Origin of the sequence: Leminorella grimontii ATCC 33999 = DSM 5078, assembly GCF_000439085.1 — a bacterium.
Classification (GTDB): Bacteria; Pseudomonadota; Gammaproteobacteria; order Enterobacterales; family Enterobacteriaceae; genus Leminorella; species Leminorella grimontii.
The window spans coordinates 406253-424570 of sequence record NZ_AUUA01000002.1; the positions used below are offsets into that span (position 1 = coordinate 406253).

Here is an 18318-nt window from a genome sequence, read left to right on the forward strand (position 1 = left end):
TAGGGCAATGCACTTCATTGAAGCATTTGATTTTCTAATAATTTTACCTTTTTACAACGTTATTTTGATAGCGTGACGAAGATCACACTTAATCCGCGATTTACCCCTTTTTACTCTCTGGTCAAAAGTTCACCTATCCATTAGTGTGAACGTTTTGTTGCATTTTCAGCGTAATAATCCATGAGGAGGTGTCTATGCTAAGGCAGTTAAAAAGGAGTCCATTCCACTTTTTGCTCGTTGCGCTACTGCTGTTCTGGCAAGGAGCGGCGGCGGCCAAGGTCGTCTCTTACGGCGTTGAAGAGGATATTTTTCATCCGGTCTATGCCAAAAGCGGCATGGTGTCATCCGTTGATGAAACGGCAACCCGGGTCGGCGTCGATATTCTGAAACAGGGCGGCAACGCCGTTGACGCGGCTATCGCCGTTGGCTATACGCTGGCGGTAACGCACCCGCAGGCGGGTAATATCGGCGGTGGCGGCTTTATGTTGATAAGGACCAAAGACGGTAAAACCACCGCCATCGACTTTCGCGAAATGGCGCCGTCCAAGGCCTCCCGAGACATGTTCCTGGACGACAAGGGCAACGCCGACAGCAAGAAGTCACTCACCAGCCCGCTGGCCTCGGGCGTACCGGGAACGGTAGCGGGCTTTGCCCTCGCTCATGAGAAATACGGCTCAATGAAGATGGACCGGCTTATCGCACCCGCCATCCGGCTCGCCAAAGACGGCCTTAAGGTCAACGACGCGCTGGCGGACGATTTGGCAGTGTATGGCAAAGAGGTCCTGCTCGACCACCCCGCCAGCCGCGCCATTTTCTTTAAGCCGGACGGCACGCCCTGGAAAAAGGGCGAGCAGCTCAAGCAGCCTGACTTGGCCAGCAGCCTTCAGCTTATTGCCAAAGAGGGCCCGGACGCGTTCTATAAGGGAAAAATCGCCGATGAAATCGCAGGCGAAATGGCAAAAAGCGGCGGCCTGATAACCAAAGAGGACCTTGCCGCCTACCGCGCCGTGGAGCGCACGCCGGTTTCCGGCACCTACAAGGGCTACGAAGTGTTCTCTATGCCCGCCCCGTCGTCCGGCGGCATCCACATCATTCAGATCCTCAACATTCTGGAAAACTTTGACCTGAACGCCATGGGGCAAAACAGCGCCGACGCCATTCACGTGATGGCGGAAGCCATGAAGTACGCCTATGCCGACCGTTCGGAATACCTGGGCGACCCGGACTTCGTCAAGGTGCCGGTCGCCGCCCTGACCAGCAAGGCCTACGCCAAAAAGCTGGCGTCTCAAATCAACATGGACAAGGCCAGGCCGTCGTCTGAAATAAAGCCGGGCGAGCTGGCTCCTTATGAGAGCGATCAAACGACCCACTTCTCGGTGGTCGATGCCGAAGGCAACGCGGTGGCGGTCACCTATACGCTGAATACCAACTTCGGCAGCGGCATCGTGGCGGGTAAAAGCGGCATCCTGATGAACAACCAAATGGACGACTTCTCCGCCAAGCCGGGCGTACCTAACGTCTACGGCCTGATCGGCGGTGAAGCCAACGCCATTCAGCCGGCCAAGCGCCCGCTCTCCTCCATGTCGCCGACCATCGTCACCCACGACGGTAAGCCGGTGCTGGTCACGGGCAGCCCCGGCGGCAGCCGGATCATCACCACCGTACTGCAAATCGTGCTTAATACCGTGGAGTTCAAGATGAACATCGCCGAGGCCACCAACGCGCCCCGTATCCACCACCAGTGGCTACCGGAAGAACTGCGCGTTGAAAAGGGCATCAGCGCGGACACCATCAAACTTCTGGAGAAAAAGGGGCATAAGGTAGTCGTCAAGCCAACGATGGGCAGTACGCAAAGCATCGTCGTTACGCCGGAAGGGCTGTTTGGCGCTTCCGACCCGAGGGATAAAGACGATTTGACCGCAGGCTATTAATGCTGGCGTAAACGTCTGGCGGCCTCAAACGCCGCCAGCGTTTCCGTTCTGGCCCGGCCGTGTTCGACAATCGGCAGCGGATAGTCGAGCCTCTCCCCTTGTTTCTGCGCCCAAACGTAGGGTTGATGCACCGCGTCGCCCGGCACGCCCGCAAGCTCCGGGAGCCACCGCCGAATAAATTCCCCCCTTGGGTCAAAGCGCTTTCCCTGCAGCGTAGGGTTAAAAATGCGGAAATAGGGCGCCGCGTCGGTCCCCGTGGACGCTGCCCACTGCCAGCCGCCGTTATTCGCCGCCAGGTCGCCGTCCAGCAGCTGCTGCATAAAGTAGCGTTCGCCAATGCGCCAGTCTATCAGCAGGTCTTTGACTAAAAAGCTGGCGCAGATCATGCGCAGCCGGTTATGAATCCATCCGGTGCTATTGAGCTGGCGCATGGCGGCATCAACGATGGGATAACCGGTAGCGCCGGTTTGCCAAGCCAACAGCGCTTGCTCGTTTGAACGCCACGGCACGCCGTCAGTCCAGCCGATGAAAGGGCGATGCTTGCACAGCAGGGGGAACGCCACGATAAGGTGGCGATAAAACTCTCGCCAAATCAGCTCATTTAGCCAGCAGAACGCCCCGGAATTTACGGACTCCAAAACGTCCGGGTACTCGATCCGAAGCCGGTTAAAGCACTGGCGCGGCGAAAGGACGCCGACGGCAAGGTACGGCGACAGGCCGCTGGTTCCATCGACGGCGGGAAGATCGCGCTTCGCCGCGTAATCGGCCACCCGTTCTCGGCAAAAGGCGGTTAAACGCCGTAAAGCCGCCGCCTCTCCGGCTGGATAAGCCGCATCCACGTCGGCACTCGGGTAGTCAAACGGCGCGGGCTTTTCGACGTCAATCGCCGCGCCTCGTGAACGTGGCGCGGGAAGCGAGCCAACGTCAGACGTCGCCAGCCGTCGAATAAACGCATTGCGAAACGGCGTATACACCTTGAACATCTCGCCACTGCCGGTCAGCACGCTGCCGGGAGGCAGCAAAAGCGCGTCGTCAAAAGCGTAACGGGCGACGTCTGCGCCCAACACATTCTCAAGCAGGTCGTCCCGCAGCCTCTCATTCACCTCGTATTGACGGTTATAGTACAGGCTCGTCACCCGCTGCCGCCGACAAAAATCGGCCAGCCAGGTAACGGACTCGGCAAAATCCCCCACCTGATGACAAATAAGCTCGATACCTAATGCGGCCAAGTCTCGCTGCACCTGCAGCAGGTTCTGATAGATGAAGGCCGCCTGGCGCGGCGCCATGTCGTGCTTTGCCCACTGTGCAGGGGACGCGATAAATACGGCCAACACCTTGGCGTTCGAGTCGCTGCAGGCGGCATGCAGCGCCTTGTTATCGGTAATGCGCAAATCGTTGCGCAGCCAGACTAAGTGCGTGGCCATGATATTTCCTTCAGTTAGCCGCCGTAGCGTAAAAACATCTCTTGCGAATAAGAGACAAAATAGCGCTGTTGGGACAAATAGGCATCCGGATATTCATTCAGGTAACGCTTCAAGTGAGCGATCGGCTCCGCCAAAGGCAGCTCGCCCTGACGATAGCGCGCTATCTCATCGGCGAGTTCCTGACGCTGGGGCGAACTGAGATAGCGGCGAAAATAGCCCTGAACGTGCATCAGCACGTTGGTATGATTGGCTCGCGTCGCCCTTTGGCTTAGCAGGGACATCAGGCGACGGCGATATTCCACGGCAAACGCCGTCAGGTCGCGCCACGCGTCGATTCCTGCGACAAAGGGGCCAAGCTCGCGATACGCCGGCTGCGAATGCGCCAGCAGCACTAGCTTATAGCGGCTGTGAAAGGCGATAAGCCCGCCGCGGGTCAGGCCCCTTCGCCACAGTTCGTTAAGCTCATACAGCGCAAAAACCCGCTCAACGAAGTTCTCCCGCAGCGCATCGTCGTGCAGCAGATGAGCATTTTCTTCAACGGGCAGCCACGGCATTTGGCAACGCAGCATGGCAGTAAGCGAGTCGCGCGCGCAGGAGGCATCGGCAAACAGGATACAGCCACATAGGCGCTTTGGCTCAGACAAAGGCAACGGACTATCGGCATGAAGGCGCTCAACGCTCACATAGGGCGTTAGCTGCGCAAAAACGCGCATACGCCACGCGTCGTCTTCCTCAAAACGCGCTTCGTCATCCTTTGAGCAATAGCCGACGCCAACCAGAATTTTATTGCCCACGTTTATCCCCTACACCAAACGAATACTGTTAAGAGTGTAGAAGATATAGGCCGCATCGCTGGCAGTTACATTTTTTAAAGCGATTTTTCACTTAACAAACGGGGATAAGAGGCTTTTTCAGGCAGGCGTCACAAAGGGGGAAAACGCTCCCCCTTTGCTTAATGGATATTGAAACCCTTTATACTCATCATTTTCTAAGCAACGGATCCAACGACCGCGCTACACTCCCATCTACGAGCCTTATTTATCAGGGATTGCATTATCCACGGTTCGATGCGCCAATGGCGAAATGTTCCATTACTTGAATAAACGAGAGTATACGATCAATTAGCCGAACAGCTTGCTAAAAAACTGAGACAGCGTGGTGTTGTCCAACAGTGTTTTCATTTCTTCTGATTCGAAGACTTTAGTTACTTCCTGAGAAACCGCATCAGCGGTATTCTTGAACCACTCACCAGCGTCCTGAAGCGCTTTTTGCGCCCACTCATCGACAGTAACATTGATACAACCACCGTTTACAGCTTCCATTTCTTTCACATCTAATTGACGCATAATAGTACATCCTTTTTAAAAGTTGAAAATAAACAATTGCCCTTAGGCGAGAGGTATTTAATAAAACGAATATCCCCAATGCAATAAAAAATGAAAATTAAGTAAAGTTAAGAAAAAACCCTATTAAATATAATGCATCTCTTATCGTTCAAGAATAACACATCACAAATAATAACAATGAAAAATCCAGCCGTTATAGGAAATAACTCGCATTAAACAATGAAGCAAAACGCACTGATAAAAAAGGGAAAATAGTCATTTAAATATTAACAACCATATTTAAGAAAATTATAAATAAAGAATGAGAAATAATGAAAATAACCCAATGTGTTAACATCGATCGACATATAACCGAAAAATAAAAACCATCTCAATATAAACGCCAATCTCATATTATAAAATGAAAACAAAAGAGTTGTTAAATAAAAAGAGATTAAAGTACAAAACGCCGACAGAATTAAATAACGGCGTATTACGTCACCAAGAAGGTAAAAGGCGCAGCCAAACGGGGCAACCGCGCTTCTATGCTAAAACTGGCTATAAACAGCGCGACAAACGTCCCCCGGAAACTGCCCAAACAGCCCTTCCGGCGCGGTGTTGGTCAATATCACCACGCTCAAATCACGCTCAAAGTCGATAAACCAGGAATGGCCGTAAACGCCTCCCCAGCTTATCGTTCCGGCAGACTGAGGGGAGTTTACCGCTGCGGGGTCTTTCAGCACCTGCCAGCTGGAGGCGAAGCCATAGCCGGGGCCAAACTCCCCTTTCTGGCAGCGATCCCGCGCCAGCTTGTCGAACGTCTGAGCCCCAAACAGCGGCGCGCCCTTCATGCGAAAAACCTGCAGCAGCCGCTCTACGTCGTCCGCGCTGCCGACCATCCCCGTACCGCCGGACTGAAACTCATCCAACTTAAAAACTCGCTGCGGCGAAAAGTGAATGCCTCCTGCCGCCCCAACGTCAGCGTTTGCCATTGTTTCATCGTCCGCCATCGGCCTGGGCGCTGACTCGGTATTAACGTAGGGAACAGCGAGCCGGGCAGGGTCAGTCACGCTAAAAGCGGCGTCGCGCAGGTCAAGAGGTCGACAGACCAGCGACTCAATCGCTTCGCTCAGGCTGCTGTCACAGACGGCGGCAACGACCGCACCGAGCACGTCGGTTGCGACCGAATAAGCAACCGACGTTCCCGGCGGATACAGCAGCGGTGCGGACGCAATGCGATGCAGATTTTCAGCAAGCGTCAGGCCGGAGATATTCATTCCGTCCGACACGCCGAGCCGATGGTAGGGGCCTTCGGGCTCTTCGGCAAAGACATAGTTCAAACCGGCAGAATGAGAAAGCAGGTGCTCTATCGTGATTGTCGGCCTGACGCCGTTGGGCAGCGTCGGCCTGAACGCCGGCAGCCAGCGCGTAACGTCATCTTCCAGCGACAGCTTGCCCCTTTCGAGCAAAACGCCGGTCGCCGCCGTCACAAACGGCTTGGTCACGGAAGAGAGGCGAAAAAGCGTATCCAACGCCATCGGCTTTGCGTTTTCCCGATCGGCAACCCCTGCCGCCCGCTGATATATCGGCTTACCGTCCTGAGCAACACAAACGACGGCGCCGACAATCGCCTGCCTTTCTCCCGACTCAGGGGAAACGGCGCGGTTGATAACGCTATCTAAAGCTGACTGCATAATAATCTTCCTCTCTTCATTTCAGCACTGACAACCTGCACACGCCACGCCGCGAGGCCATCAGTGGACGTCCGGCCGGTACTCAAAGCCGCTTTCGGCCTCTGAATCGCTGAAGGTCGAAAGCTTTCTCTTCTTGTTGAACATCCCGTTAACCAGCGAGTTGGGGAACATTTCGATACCGTTGTTGAAGTCTTCAACGTTGCGGTTAAAGATGCGAATGGCCGCGCCGATGTTCTCCTGCTGTTCGGAGATTTCCGCCATCAGGCCGCGGTACAGATCGCTCGCCTTCAGATCCGGGTAGTTTTCCGCGACCGCGTACAGGCCATTAAGCAGCGCCGTGGTCTTGCTGCGGGTTTCGGACAGCGCGTTTAAGTTCATCGCGCCCGTATCGAGCTGTTTGAGGGACGCGCGCAGCTCGGTAACCTGCTTCATGATGGTCGCTTCGTAGTCCTTATATTCGGCGGCAATTTTTTCCAGCGCCGGGATCGTGTTGTTTTTCTGCCGCTCCTGCACCACGACGTCGGCCCACGCGCGCGCCACCGCGTTCATGCGCCCCACGATGCCGTTATAAATCACGACGACGGCAATAATCACCAGCGCCACAACGCCAATGGGAATCAAGATTTCCATCATTCTCCATCCTTTCTAAAGTTACTGTCGGAATACACCATGAGGATATGAATAAAGTCCAGCGCTCTTTGCAGTTCGGGCAGCGCGTTGTGCCCTCTCACCTCTTCAATAAAGGCGTCGGGCGAGGCGAAGTCGTGCTGCTGCTGCCCCGAAATCACGCTGCGGTTGTCAAACGACATGCACAGCTGCGCCTGTGCATTAAACTCCAGATTAAGCGCGCTGAAGCCGTTGGCGGCCTCCTCGCAGGCCAATACTACCGTCGGTTTGAGAAAGCGGGCCGCCGTCATTTCCGTATCGGCTATCACCTTGAACAGCTTATTAAACCGGTTGGAAGAAGGCTTATAGTCGCTTCCCTTAAGCCCGCTGACGGATTTACCGATAATCGCCAAATGGCTTACGTAACGAAACGGCAGCATGATGCCATAGCGATCGTAATGATCGTATACCGTGCGCGTTCTTACTCTCCCTTTACTGTCGGTGGAGACTTCCGTTCGCTTATCCACATAGTGGAAATGGTAAAAGTGATAGCTAATAGCGTGCGTTGCCCCCTGATACCGACCTTCGTATCCGGCGGACAGCTCCCTTGAATAGTTGCCGCGGTTGAACTCATAAAAATTCGAGAACAGCTGCTTTTCCAGCTGAGGCAGTTCGTCCCCCAGCTCGCGCATGTCGTTATCAAACAGCAAATCGCGCTGATAGAGCCGCTCGGCAAGGGCGCGTATGCGAGAACTTTTGCGCCACATGTAGATAAAAAGCCCCACAGCGCAAAGCCCAAAGATCACCATCAGGATAACTACCGGTGCGCTCAGGTGGCGATAGACATAATACTGATAGCCGCCAACCAGCGCTGCGGCCAGCAGAGCCAGGCATGCCACCAGCTTTGGCCGGGTATGGTTAAACGCCAGCGGTCCGTCAAAGGCTCTGACCCGTTCAATGGCTGCCACCAGGCCGTCCTGAGATTCGGCGGCTTCGACGGCCTGCGACACCTGCGCCAACAGCTCCGCCAACCGCCGGTTGTGGTTGGTCTCAAGCGGCCCTACGGGCCGCGCTTCATCCGACTTCGCCATTACTCTTCTCCATGTCCCTTATCGTACCTTCCCGTTCCGGCGGCATTCGCAGCGACGTTAGCGCCTGCTCAATGGCTTGCGATAGCCGCCGACGCTCCTCATGTGCATCGTGATACCAACCCCATAAAGAGATCCGGTAGCGATGAGGGACCGTGCGGGCAACTACCGACGGGCGCCACAGCTCCCTTGCTCTGGCCCGCTCCAGCAGCGGATGATGCGGCATATCGCACTCGATGCCGATAGCATAACGCCCGCTGTCGGCATCTTCTACCAGCGCGTCGAAATAAAACGCGCCTTCGCGCCGAGCGTCGGCCACCGTCCACCCACAGTCGCGAATAAAGGCCCTCACCGACTGCACGAGTCCGTCCTGCATCTCGCGATCCGCGCTCGCGCCGCCGCTTTGCGACATGCGCCGTAAAAACGCGCCGCCTCGCTCAAACTCCCCGGCGGACAGGATTCTTACGTATTCCAGATAGCCCTGCAGAAAGTCCCTTGGAATATCGGGCCTGCGGCGAGTGGTCAACAGATCGGAAATCTCATCGATCGGCATAGAGGAGAGGACAGTCACCTGCTTTTTCGCCCGGGTCACCGCAACGTTAAGCCGACGCTCTCCGCCCTGCTGACCCAACACGCCGAAGTTGCGTCGGAAAGCGCCCTGCGCGTTGCGGCCGAAGGTAGTGGAAAAGACAATCATGTCCCGCTCGTCGCCCTGAACGTTCTCCACGTTTTTGACGAAAAACGACATATCCTCCCCATCCTCAAGGCGCGCCAGCTCTTCGCGATAGGCCTGCCGAAAGGCATCGTCCCGCGATGCTCGTTCTTCCAGCTCGTTTTGAATAAGCTGGGCCTGCTTCTGGTTAAAGGTCACGACGCCGACGGAGGGGCGCTCGGCAAATGGTCGGGCCCAGACGTCAGCCAGCGTTTCCACTGCGGCCTTCGCTTCATCAAGATTGCTTTGATTCTGATACAGCCCGCCGACGTCGATAAGCCTCACGGGCTTAACCGCATCGATAACCCGACCGGAATGCTGGACCGGAATATTCAATCGGTTGTGATAAAACGCATGGTTAGAAAAGTTAATCAGCTCTCGGTAGGCCGAACGGTAGTGGATCTCCAGCGTCTGCACCGGCAGTACGGTCCGCGCCAGGTGCAGCAGATCCGGGCAGTCGCCTATCTTGCGGTAGTCCCATACCTCGCCGGCCAGTTCCTGCTGCGCTTCTTCCGCCTCTGCGCCATCGTCGTCTTCCGGCAACCGGCCTGAGAAAAAGGCGGACGGCGGCATCTGTTTCTCATCGCCGCTGACGACCATCTTCTTACTGCGGTATAGGGTCGGCAGGGCGTATTCCACCGGCATCTGCGATGCCTCGTCGTAAATCACCGTATCGAACATGCCCGGCGTCAGCGGCAGCACCTGGCTGGCGACGTCGGGGGTCATCAGCCACACCGGGCGCAGCGTCATTAACCCCAGCTCGACGCCTTCTTCGATAAATTCCCGCAGTCGGCGCATACGCTTGCCGCTCAGGCGCGTAATCTCCTCCCATTCGCGAGACGGGCGAATCGGCACTTCCGTAACGTTTTCGGTGAGCTCGGTCATATTGCGCTCTCGCATCATGGCGCTGGCTTTGGCCATATGCGCAATCGCTTTTTCCCTATGGGAAACCGGCTGCTGTAAAATCGGGAAGCGCCATTCGATAAGCTGCTTCCAAACTCGCCGAGCCTCTCTGTCGAGGGTATTTTCCACAGTTTGCATAAGCTCGGCTTCATCAAGCGCCTTAAGCGCTGGCGCCTGATGACGTAAGATGTGCAGCACCGCCAGCGCCGGCTCGTTCATCTGCGCGGAGACGGGCCGGAACCGCTGGTAAGCGTCCAGCGTCGGCAGCGCGCTCGTAAGCAAATCAAGGGTCTCCCGCAGGGAGCGATTGTCTTTAATCGCACAAGTGAAGTCGCTCAGCGCGTCGGCGGTTAGCCAGTTTTGCAGCGTATCCAACGCCTTCAGGCTCTGCGCCCTCGCCTGGCTGCGGTTTACGGCGGCGCGTATCTCGTCGCACTGTTCGATAAACCCGTCCCGCTGCCGCGCAACGATAGCGGATACCAGCCGCGCGGCGTCCGGCGATTCGGCCAACTGTCGATACCGCTGTTCAACCAGCTCAAGCCGACAGTAGAGATCCGCCAGCACCCGACTCAGCCCAAGCCCGTCTAGCGGGCCGACGGGCTCTACGCCCAGCGGCTCCCCAAGGCGGGTAAGCTCTGCCCTGACCCTGCGCCACTGCTGCTCCTGGCGCACCGACGCCAGCACCCGTTCGCACATGCCGAGGCTGAACGGCAGCCCCATTTCAACCATAAACGCCTTCAGGCGGCGAAGGTTGAAGTAATAAAACGGATTAAAATAGCGCAGCGTAGAATGCCCCTGCGCCTGCTGCGCCGCCGCCTTCGCCAGCTGAATCAGCGCGCTGTCTTCGCAGCGGGAAAGGGGTTCGAACAGCAGCGGATCGCTGCCATCGACGTCAATTGCCTGAAGTCGGCCAATCAGCACGCCGAGCTGCGTCAAGATAGGTTCGCCCGGCCCCGCCGCGCCAATGGGCACGTAAAACAGCGGCAGCCAGCGCGCCATCGTGTCCCACTGCTCTGGGGAAAGGGTTAAAAAACCGTGGGCCGTCGATTCAAGCCAGCTTTGGCGGCCGGCAACGTCGTCCGAGTCAAAGTCTCGGTGAGGATCGGACAGGGCCACGTCTCGCTCGCGCTCCTGGCTGCGGAAGCCGTCAAACGCATCGCTAAACGCGGCAATGGCCGATGCCGATGAAATAAAGGGGCTAAGCCTCGCCAGCGGGCTATCTTCATAGTCTGCGGCCAGCCACAGCGCTATTTCCGGCAGGATCTCCAGCTTATGGTTCGTAAGCTCACTCAGGCCCCACGACTTCATCACCTCGTGCAGCTCGGGCGCTTCCAGGCGCATCGCTACGCCCTCCAGCCGGATGAGTTCTCCCATCAGCGCCCGATAGCTGATGCCGACGGCGGGGTCCGGCTGATAAAGCGCCTGATAGTAGTCGTCCAGCTCCCGTTCTAACCGATCAATCTGAGCGGCCAGCTTTTGCCGCCCGCTTCGCCAGGGGAAGAGGGGGGCCGGCTTTAGCGACCGATAGTAGCTATCCAACTGCTCCCTGACGCTTCGGATCGTCTCGCGCCCCGAAAGCGCATCCCTGACGATGACAACCCGGTCAGACAGGCCGCTGGCCGTAATGCGCTTGTATACAACGTCAAGCGCGGTGGCTTTCTGACACACTACCAGCAGGCTGCGCTGCTGGCCGATGGCGTCAGCCACCATGTTCACGATAGTCTGGCTTTTGCCGGTGCCGGGCGGCCCTTCAATCAAAAGCCCCGGCGCTCGACGCGCCGCCATTACCGCGGCCTCCTGTGAAGGGTCGGTGGCGGAAACAAAAAAGCGCGACGCTTCTCCCACTAGCTCTTGCACATCCGGGCTGGGTTCGCCCATTCCCAGCGCCGTTTCCAGCGCGGTGCCGACCGGTGAACGCTGGCAAAGCTGGTGCAGGTCTTCCCCTATCGCCTGACTGAGAAACGACGCCTGGAACAGCACCGCGCTGCACGCCAGCCGGGTCTCACGCTCGGGAACGACGGCGTCCAAAGGCGGCAGGCGAACAAGCTCTGCGCCATCGGCATTCGCCATGATGCCCAGCGCCTGCATGACCTCGTCAATCGTTAACGTCCGTCGGCTCATTAACTCGTCAACTATCGCCTGCCACTGCTTAACGGACGCCGCATTGACGACGTTTTCCAACGCGGGGTTCAGCCTGGCGACGCCTCGATCGGCGTCAAAACGCAGGCTGGCCGCCCCGCTCACGCCCGCCGCCATAGAAACGCTGACGGGCCAAAGCAGCAAGGGCGCAATGCGCGGCTTAATCTGCCCCGGCTGAAGGTTGGTTAAAATAAAGGGAAACCCTAGATAGAGGCTGTCTATGCCGGTATCGCGCTGGTACATCTGAGTCTGCGACGTCAGCGTGCGAAGCCGCCCGCCGGCGTTGCCCTGCGCCGTCAGCGCGGTGGAATCAATGCCTATCGCCGAGCGGTGGCGAGCCAGAACGTGATTAAGCAGCCGCTGCGCCGAGGGTTTGCCGTCAAGTTCAGTCAGATCTATCCGCGCCGAGTGCGGCGTGACGCTCATCCGTACCAAAGATCCCCGCATGGATGAAGCGCGAATCTTTCGGCTAAAGAAATTCAGAACCTGATTAACGTAGCGCTGCCTTTCCGGCATTTTCCACGCCTGCGGCTCTATCGCCAGCATCACCAGCGCCCGCTCCAGCGGAAGGCGACGTTCAAGCACAAACCCGTCGGCCCAGCGGTCAAGTTCGTCAATCGCACAGCGGTTAAAGCCGCTTATCCGCTCGTTAAGTTCCTGATAAAGCGCCTGTCGCGGCAGCCCTATCCATTCGCGAGCCTCTTCTTTATCGAAATCCGTCACGCCATATTCCCGCGCCAGCGCGGCGGCCTGAACCAGAATGCCTTCCGCCGCCACAAACTGGGCGATGTCCGCGCTGAGTAAAACGATAAGCTCCTCTTCGCTCAACGTTCGGCGGTCGATAAAAAGCGCCAGCCCTTCATGGTGAGTTTCCGGAAACAGCCGACGCTGGCTCTCCCAAAGCGCCAGCAGGCGCGCGCGTGAGGTGGCCAGAAGATGCAGCCGAAGCCGCTCTTCGTCCATCGCTATCTCCAGCCGCATCCCCTTCTCGCGAACCCTTTCCTCCCGCGCCTTAAGCAGCGCGAGCCAGTGCCCTTGTTCAACGTCGGCTAAAAACGTCGGCAGAGGGCCGCTTATCAGCTCATACCCCAGCGTAGGGTTTTTCGCCAGCCACGAGGGAGTAACTATCTCTCCGCGATAAATCAGGGGCATAGGGGGGCTTAGCAGCTTAAGCGTCAGCAGCAGGCGGAAGTCATCGCTTAGCGGATGCAGCTCCATAACCTGATACAGCAGATTCATCGTTGACGGCGGCAGGCCTATCGACTGCGCCCAGCGAACGATGGCGCCGCTTTGCATCATAGCCAAGGCCTGCGGACAGAGATCGGCCTGCGCTGCCGCCAGCGCAAACGCGGCGGGGTCCGAATAGGGCACATCGCCTAAAAACAGCGGGAGGCCGCTCGGTTTGTCGCCTCGGTAACCTTCCTCTATGACCTCAATCGGCCTGCCGTCCAGCCAGGCGGCAACCTCCGACCACTGCCAGCGCCTGCGGCGGTCGACGGTCAACAGCCCTCCCAGCAGCGGATAAATATCGTCGTCAAGGCCGTCCGGCAGCGTAACGCCGCTGGTTAACGTCTCGATAAGAAACGCCTGTAGCGGCCTGTCGTCAAAACACGTCCCCTGAGTTAGCTGCTCCAGCAGGATCATGCCGAGGCTCCACCAGTCCGATGCGCTGGAAACCCCGCCCGCCAGCGTCTCGGGCGCGCTGTAGCGGCTCATCTCAAGCGGGGAGACGACGTCCACGTCGCGTTCAGACAGGCACGCGGAGCCGAATTCGATAATGACGATATCCAGAGGGTGGCGGGTTCGAATAAGCAGGTTGGCAGGACGCAGGTCGCGGTGGCGCAGGCCGTTCTCGCTAAAGTTAGCCAGCGCGCTGCCAAGCTCGCGGACGATGTCCCGAACTTCGTTCGGCTGCCAGAAGTCCCCTTGAGAAATGGCGTCCAGCAGAGAACCGCCGTCCAGCGCCTCCATCACGTACCAGGCGCGATCGCGCCAGCGGCCGCTGTCTAAAAGCTCGGAAACGTGCTCTTTGGGAAGACGATGTACAACGTCATAGACGGCCGGGTCCGGCTCGCAGCCGTAGGCGTATAAAATAAGTACGCCCCGACGACCGTCCACCTCATGAACTACCCGGTAGCGATCGCGCTGCTCATCGGGCTTAGGCAGTCGGTCGGTGATGCGCCAGCCGTTGATTTCTGAAGCACAGGTGCCAGACAGTGGTTCACCCACGTCAGCGAAAAAAGAGGGTTCTGAATGGTTTTCATGACCGAGGCGCATCATAAGCCGTATCCACTAAATAAACAGAGCGTCCATTGGCCACGAGAACAAAGCATAGATGACACGGTGACACCGCTGATTCCTTTCACAGACCGTTATGGCAATCAGGCTCTACCTTACTTTATTTTGGCGGAAAGTGGAGTAATAAATATACGGAGGGGCGCAATCAAAGGGAGGCGTGATAGCCTCCCTTTGCGCGTTATTTCGACAGGCGCTTACAGATCAGTAAGGTATGGCCAAGCCCCAGATTATCGATGTCCTGTTCGACATAGAAACCGGCTTTGCGCAGGCAGTCGTACAGCACTCTGGAGTGATAAAAGCGGCTGTTGCCGTTCGCCATGCAAGTGAAATACAAAGACGACGCGTTCAGGCTAAGCGCTCCAGCTTCAAAGGGCTGGCGATCCCAAAAGACTTCCATAATGCATACGCGAGCGTCTGGATCCATGCTGTCGTGAATAAGCTTCAGGATGTGCACCACCTGCTCTTCGCTAAAGCAGTCTAAAAACTGGCTCATCCACCACATGTCGGCTTCGCCAGGAAGCCGCTTCGCCTGAAGGAGATCCACGCCATAGCCGTCAATGCGCTCACTGAGCCCTGCTTCGGCAACATTCTTTTTCGCCAGTTCAATTTGCTGGGGTAAATCCAGCAGCGTGACCTTAACGTTCTCATCATTTCTCGCGCAGCACAGCGCCCATTTGCCCGTATTGCCGCCGACGTCATAAATATGCTTGGGCTTAAAGGGAAAGATGTGTTTGAAGGCGGCGGAAAATGCGGCATCAGAATAGAAGTGATCGAAGGCAAACCAACTTTTACGCGCCTCTTCAGGCAATTGACTCAGCGCAGGATAGATAGTCGACCAGTCTCCGAAAACGCGAAGCCCTGCGGGCTTTTCCTGCGACAGCGCCTCTTTTAAATGGAACATTCCCTGATAGCAAACGTCCTGACTGAAGTCCATGTTGACGCGCGTCATCTTGTCATGCAGAAGAAAGTGACCCACCTTACCCAGGAAAAAGCGGTCGGCTCGTTGAAAGACGATGCGGCTGCTTAAGCCAACGTCCAACAGCAGTTGGATCGCATAGCGGCTTAGCGACACGGCGTCAGCGATATCGTCAATCGTCGCTCCTTCCGCTGATGCGTCGTCCAGATGAGCTAAAACGCCGCTGTCTCTAAGGTTAAGTGCTGCCTGAAACAGCATGGGGGCAAAGGCGATCTTTTGTGCTTCCGTAATGGCTTCAAACGCCGTAAATGAATCTTTATCGTAGCCGTAACGGACTTCAGCTTCGCTGCTCAAGGTTATTCCCTTAACTTATCACGCTTAAATAACAAAGATGCGGAGAAAATTCTCCGCATCAATCAATAAACTCGCGACCGACGATAGCTATAGCGCTTTAACGGCCAGCAACTTGTTTTGAATGTCCTGATCCAGCTTGCTCGCCCAGCGGTTGTAGTTGCTCGGCACTTTTGCGGTATCGGAGGTTAAATTCTGACTGCCGACATACTCAATGGAGTAACCGGTTTTCGTATAAGGAATACGGATCTCCGCAGAGTTGCCGCGCGTGACGATTTTTCCGGTAATCAGGCCGGTGCGCATCTTCTTCATCTCCCAACCGCGGGCCTTGCCGGAATCCATAATCGCTTTTTCGATTTGCTGATTGGTGAAGCTGCCGTCCAGATCGGTGCTAATATTACGCGCCGCGACGTTGCCGCTGCATCCGGTAATAAAGATAACGGCTATCAGGCCTACCAGCAGGGCTTTTAAACTCTTCATGTTCATTTAACGACTCTCCATAAGTTCAGCGGAAAAAATATCTGCATATAATTTCCCCATCCTGTGTAAATTCCGGTCAAATCATACCCGAATACCAAATGGGGAATCTACAAAACGGGAAAAAATTTCGGTACCGCCTATCAAGTAAGAAAATAAATAGAATTATCTTTTTACATAACCAATGTGGCATTTCATATACTCTCGCCCATTGTTGTTGTGAAACACAACGCATCCAGCCCAAGATATCATTCACGCACCCTCTAATTTACGAATATCCCTATTGCTAACCTCATATAAAATGAGGCCTCAATCAGGTATTATTGCGTTAGTTTTTTAGCTGACATAGGCCTTCTTTAACTTCATGACGTTTTCACTGAACATCCTTGACTGGTGCGCGCTGGCGCCGGGGCTTAGCAACCATGAACAGTGGCGTCAATGGTCAAGCCAATCGTTCGATGACTGGTCGGTCTCACTGCCGCCCACGCCCCATATTCCGATGATGATGGCACGTAGAATGAGCGCTCCGAGTAGGCTTAGCGTCGAGGTTGGTATGACGCTGCTGGAGCAACGGCCGGATGCCGCCGTATTCATCAGCCGGCACGGTGAACTTGAGCGTACCTATAAAATCATTGAATCCCTGTGTCGGCAGCAAGACGTATCCCCCACCGATTTCGCCATGTCGGTACACAACACGGCGGCCGGGCTACTAACCATCGGAGGAAAGGCGCCGTTGCCCATGACTTCGCTGGCCGCGGGAATCGACGGTTTTCAGCAGGGTATGCTGGAAGTACAGGCGATTATCAGCGCCGGTGCGCAAAAGGTGCTGTTGGTTGATTTTGACGGTGCCGTGCCCGAAGCCTACAGCACCAGAATCACCCATACGGTTCCCGCCTACGCGGTTGGCTTATTGATTACACAGGGCCAGGCTCTACGCTGTCAGGCAATAAAAAAAGCGCCCAGCCCGAAGCATGAAACTAGCGAACTCCCACAGTCACTGGACTTTCTACGCCACTATTTGACCAGTCACGCTTTGACAAAGGAATCGTCATTTATCATTAAAGGAGCAGGGTCTGACTGGCAATGGAATCGCTAACCCCATCCCTTCAATCGTCCGTGCTAAACCGCGCTTGGCGCATTGCCGCAACCGGTTTCTGCTTCTCGCTGTTCGGCATTGGCGCGCTCATGCTGTCTACGTTCTGGTTCACGGCGCTACGCCTGCTGGTAAAAGACGGCGAACGCTGCGCGACGCTGACGCAGAGCAGCATCAGACACAACTTTCGCCTTTTTCTTTGGCTAACCCGAGCGCTCGGCGTGCTGGACTACCGCTTTGACGGCGTTGAAAAGCTGTCGGAAGACGCAGGCGCCCTGGTTGTTGCCAATCACCCCAGCCTGCTGGACTACGTTTTTTTGGCATCCTGCATGCCGCGCTGCGACTGCATCATTAAACAGTCTCTGCTAGGGAACGTTTTCATGCGCGGCGTCATCAAGGCCGCTGGCTATATCCCTAACGCCGAATCCGAGACGCTGTTGCCGCAGTGTAAGGCGCGTCTGGACGACAAGGGCATGATCCTCATTTTCCCTGAGGGAACGCGAACGACGCCGGGCGAGCCCATGCGCCTTCAGCGCGGCGCAGCCAACATCGCACTACGCTGCCAGGCGGATATTCGTCTGGTAGCGATTCATTGTGACCAGCCAATGCTGACGAAGCGGGGAAAGTGGTATAATATTCCGCCGGTAAAACCACGGTTCCACATAACGGTAAAAGAAAAACTACGCGTAAAGGATTACGTCGCAGATGACGATGCCTCTTTGGCAATCGCCGCTCGCCGTTTGACGCAGACTTTAAGCCAAAGGCTCATACCAGAGCCTGTTCAAACTCATGAGAAAAATAATGGATGATTTAGCAAAAGAAATTAAAACCCTGATTATTGAAGCCCTGAATTTAGAAGGGATGACGCCGGACGATATTGAAACCGACGCGCCGCTGTTCGGCGACGGGCTGGGCCTGGACTCGATTGACGCACTGGAGCTGGGTTTGGCTATTAAAAATCGCTATGGCGTTATACTCTCGGCCGAAAGTGAAGACACGCGTAAACATTTTTATTCCGTCGCTTCGCTCTCCGAGCTTGTTGCGTCCCAACGCGGTTAATCACCAGGGTAAAAGACATGGATAAACAACAAATATTTCAAGAAATTAAGGCCATTATCGTTAAGCTTTTCGAAGTTGACGCCGATGACATTACGATGGACGCCAAACTCTATGAAGACCTGGAGCTTGACAGTATTGACGCCGTCGATCTGGTTGTACACCTGCAAAAGATGACCGGTGAAAAGATTAACCCGGAAATGTTCAAATCCGTTCGTACGGTAGAAGACGTCGTTAACGCGATAGGCCAGCTCTTGCAAAAGAAGAACGGCTAAACACAATTGCCTACTGTGATGAACAGCCGT

Annotated in this window: 13 protein-coding genes and 1 pseudogene; 5 read left to right on the forward strand and 9 right to left on the reverse strand. The window is 55.9% G+C overall.

From position 1 onward, the window contains the following. Positions 1 to 272 precede the first annotated feature (272 nt). Positions 273 to 1931 (forward strand): annotated as a pseudogene (ggt, locus tag G544_RS0106340) (gamma-glutamyltransferase); the annotation flags it as partial. Here ggt and phrB read toward each other — a convergent pair. The 9 genes from phrB to G544_RS0106385 all read right to left on the reverse strand — a co-directional run bounded on the left by phrB (position 1928) and on the right by G544_RS0106385 (position 15873). Then, entirely contained in the window at positions 1928 to 3355 is a 1428-nt protein-coding gene (gene phrB / locus G544_RS0106345) for a deoxyribodipyrimidine photo-lyase (RefSeq protein ID WP_027273813.1), read from the reverse strand. The pseudogene ggt and the gene phrB sit on opposite strands and share 4 nt — an antisense overlap. A 14-nt stretch (positions 3356 to 3369) precedes the next feature. Next, positions 3370 to 4149 (reverse strand): YbgA family protein, encoded by a 780-nt coding sequence (locus tag G544_RS0106350; RefSeq protein ID WP_027273814.1) that lies wholly within the window; start codon positions 4147 to 4149, stop codon positions 3370 to 3372. A gap of 327 nt (positions 4150 to 4476) precedes the next feature. Next, positions 4477 to 4701, reverse strand: coding sequence for a hypothetical protein (locus tag G544_RS0106355; protein WP_027273815.1), 225 nt, complete (start codon positions 4699 to 4701; stop codon positions 4477 to 4479). A gap of 527 nt (positions 4702 to 5228) precedes the next feature. Further along, positions 5229 to 6374, reverse strand: a complete 1146-nt coding sequence (locus G544_RS0106360) for a serine hydrolase domain-containing protein (protein WP_036023414.1) — start codon at positions 6372 to 6374, stop codon at positions 5229 to 5231. 60 nt (positions 6375 to 6434) lie between these two features. Next, entirely contained in the window at positions 6435 to 7007 is a 573-nt protein-coding gene (locus tag G544_RS0106365; protein ID WP_051155601.1) for a LemA family protein, read from the reverse strand. After that, positions 7004 to 8071 (reverse strand): hypothetical protein, encoded by a 1068-nt coding sequence (locus tag G544_RS0106370; protein ID WP_027273818.1) that lies wholly within the window; start codon positions 8069 to 8071, stop codon positions 7004 to 7006. Before G544_RS0106370 ends, G544_RS0106365 begins: the two co-directional genes overlap by 4 nt. Next, the gene (locus G544_RS20090) at positions 8055 to 14102 is read right to left on the reverse strand and encodes a protein kinase domain-containing protein (RefSeq protein WP_051155602.1); all 6048 of its coding nucleotides are present in this window, start codon (positions 14100 to 14102) and stop codon (positions 8055 to 8057) included. Before G544_RS20090 ends, G544_RS0106370 begins: the two co-directional genes overlap by 17 nt. 196 nt (positions 14103 to 14298) lie before the next feature. Next, positions 14299 to 15390: a methyltransferase gene (locus tag G544_RS0106380; protein ID WP_027273819.1), complete on the reverse strand. Its 1092-nt coding sequence runs from the start codon at positions 15388 to 15390 to the stop codon at positions 14299 to 14301. Positions 15391 to 15477: 87 nt separating this feature from the next. After that, positions 15478 to 15873 (reverse strand): hypothetical protein, encoded by a 396-nt coding sequence (locus tag G544_RS0106385; RefSeq protein ID WP_051155603.1) that lies wholly within the window; start codon positions 15871 to 15873, stop codon positions 15478 to 15480. A gap of 355 nt (positions 15874 to 16228) precedes the next feature. On the opposite strand from G544_RS0106385, the gene G544_RS0106390 reads away from it, so the two are divergent. The 4 genes from G544_RS0106390 to G544_RS0106405 are packed head-to-tail and all read left to right on the forward strand — an operon-like array spanning position 16229 to position 18288. Then, complete coding sequence (locus G544_RS0106390) at positions 16229 to 16960, forward strand: beta-ketoacyl synthase chain length factor (RefSeq protein ID WP_027273821.1); 732 nt, start codon at positions 16229 to 16231, stop codon at positions 16958 to 16960. Then, positions 16948 to 17766 carry a lysophospholipid acyltransferase family protein gene (locus G544_RS0106395; RefSeq protein ID WP_027273822.1) on the forward strand — a complete coding sequence of 273 codons (819 nt, stop codon included), beginning with the start codon at positions 16948 to 16950 and terminating at the stop codon, positions 17764 to 17766. Before G544_RS0106390 ends, G544_RS0106395 begins: the two co-directional genes overlap by 13 nt. After that, positions 17759 to 18016 (forward strand): phosphopantetheine-binding protein, encoded by a 258-nt coding sequence (locus G544_RS0106400; protein ID WP_027273823.1) that lies wholly within the window; start codon positions 17759 to 17761, stop codon positions 18014 to 18016. Before G544_RS0106395 ends, G544_RS0106400 begins: the two co-directional genes overlap by 8 nt. 17 nt (positions 18017 to 18033) lie before the next feature. Continuing rightward, complete coding sequence (locus G544_RS0106405) at positions 18034 to 18288, forward strand: acyl carrier protein (RefSeq protein WP_027273824.1); 255 nt, start codon at positions 18034 to 18036, stop codon at positions 18286 to 18288. The last annotated feature ends 30 nt before the right edge of the window (positions 18289 to 18318 follow it).

Coding starts and splice junctions, on each gene's coding strand:
- G544_RS0106405 (WP_027273824.1), top strand. CDS start 18,034: ATGGATAAACAACAAATATTTCAAGAAATTAAGGCCATTATCGTTAAG.
- G544_RS0106365 (WP_051155601.1), bottom strand. CDS start 7,007: ATGATGGAAATCTTGATTCCCATTGGCGTTGTGGCGCTGGTGATTATT.
- G544_RS0106390 (WP_027273821.1), top strand. CDS start 16,229: ATGACGTTTTCACTGAACATCCTTGACTGGTGCGCGCTGGCGCCGGGG.
- G544_RS0106395 (WP_027273822.1), top strand. CDS start 16,948: ATGGAATCGCTAACCCCATCCCTTCAATCGTCCGTGCTAAACCGCGCT.
- G544_RS20090 (WP_051155602.1), bottom strand. CDS start 14,102: ATGATGCGCCTCGGTCATGAAAACCATTCAGAACCCTCTTTTTTCGCT.
- G544_RS0106370 (WP_027273818.1), bottom strand. CDS start 8,071: ATGGCGAAGTCGGATGAAGCGCGGCCCGTAGGGCCGCTTGAGACCAAC.
- phrB (WP_027273813.1), bottom strand. CDS start 3,355: ATGGCCACGCACTTAGTCTGGCTGCGCAACGATTTGCGCATTACCGAT.
- G544_RS0106385 (WP_051155603.1), bottom strand. CDS start 15,873: ATGAACATGAAGAGTTTAAAAGCCCTGCTGGTAGGCCTGATAGCCGTT.
- G544_RS0106360 (WP_036023414.1), bottom strand. CDS start 6,374: ATGCAGTCAGCTTTAGATAGCGTTATCAACCGCGCCGTTTCCCCTGAG.
- G544_RS0106400 (WP_027273823.1), top strand. CDS start 17,759: ATGGATGATTTAGCAAAAGAAATTAAAACCCTGATTATTGAAGCCCTG.
- G544_RS0106355 (WP_027273815.1), bottom strand. CDS start 4,701: ATGCGTCAATTAGATGTGAAAGAAATGGAAGCTGTAAACGGTGGTTGT.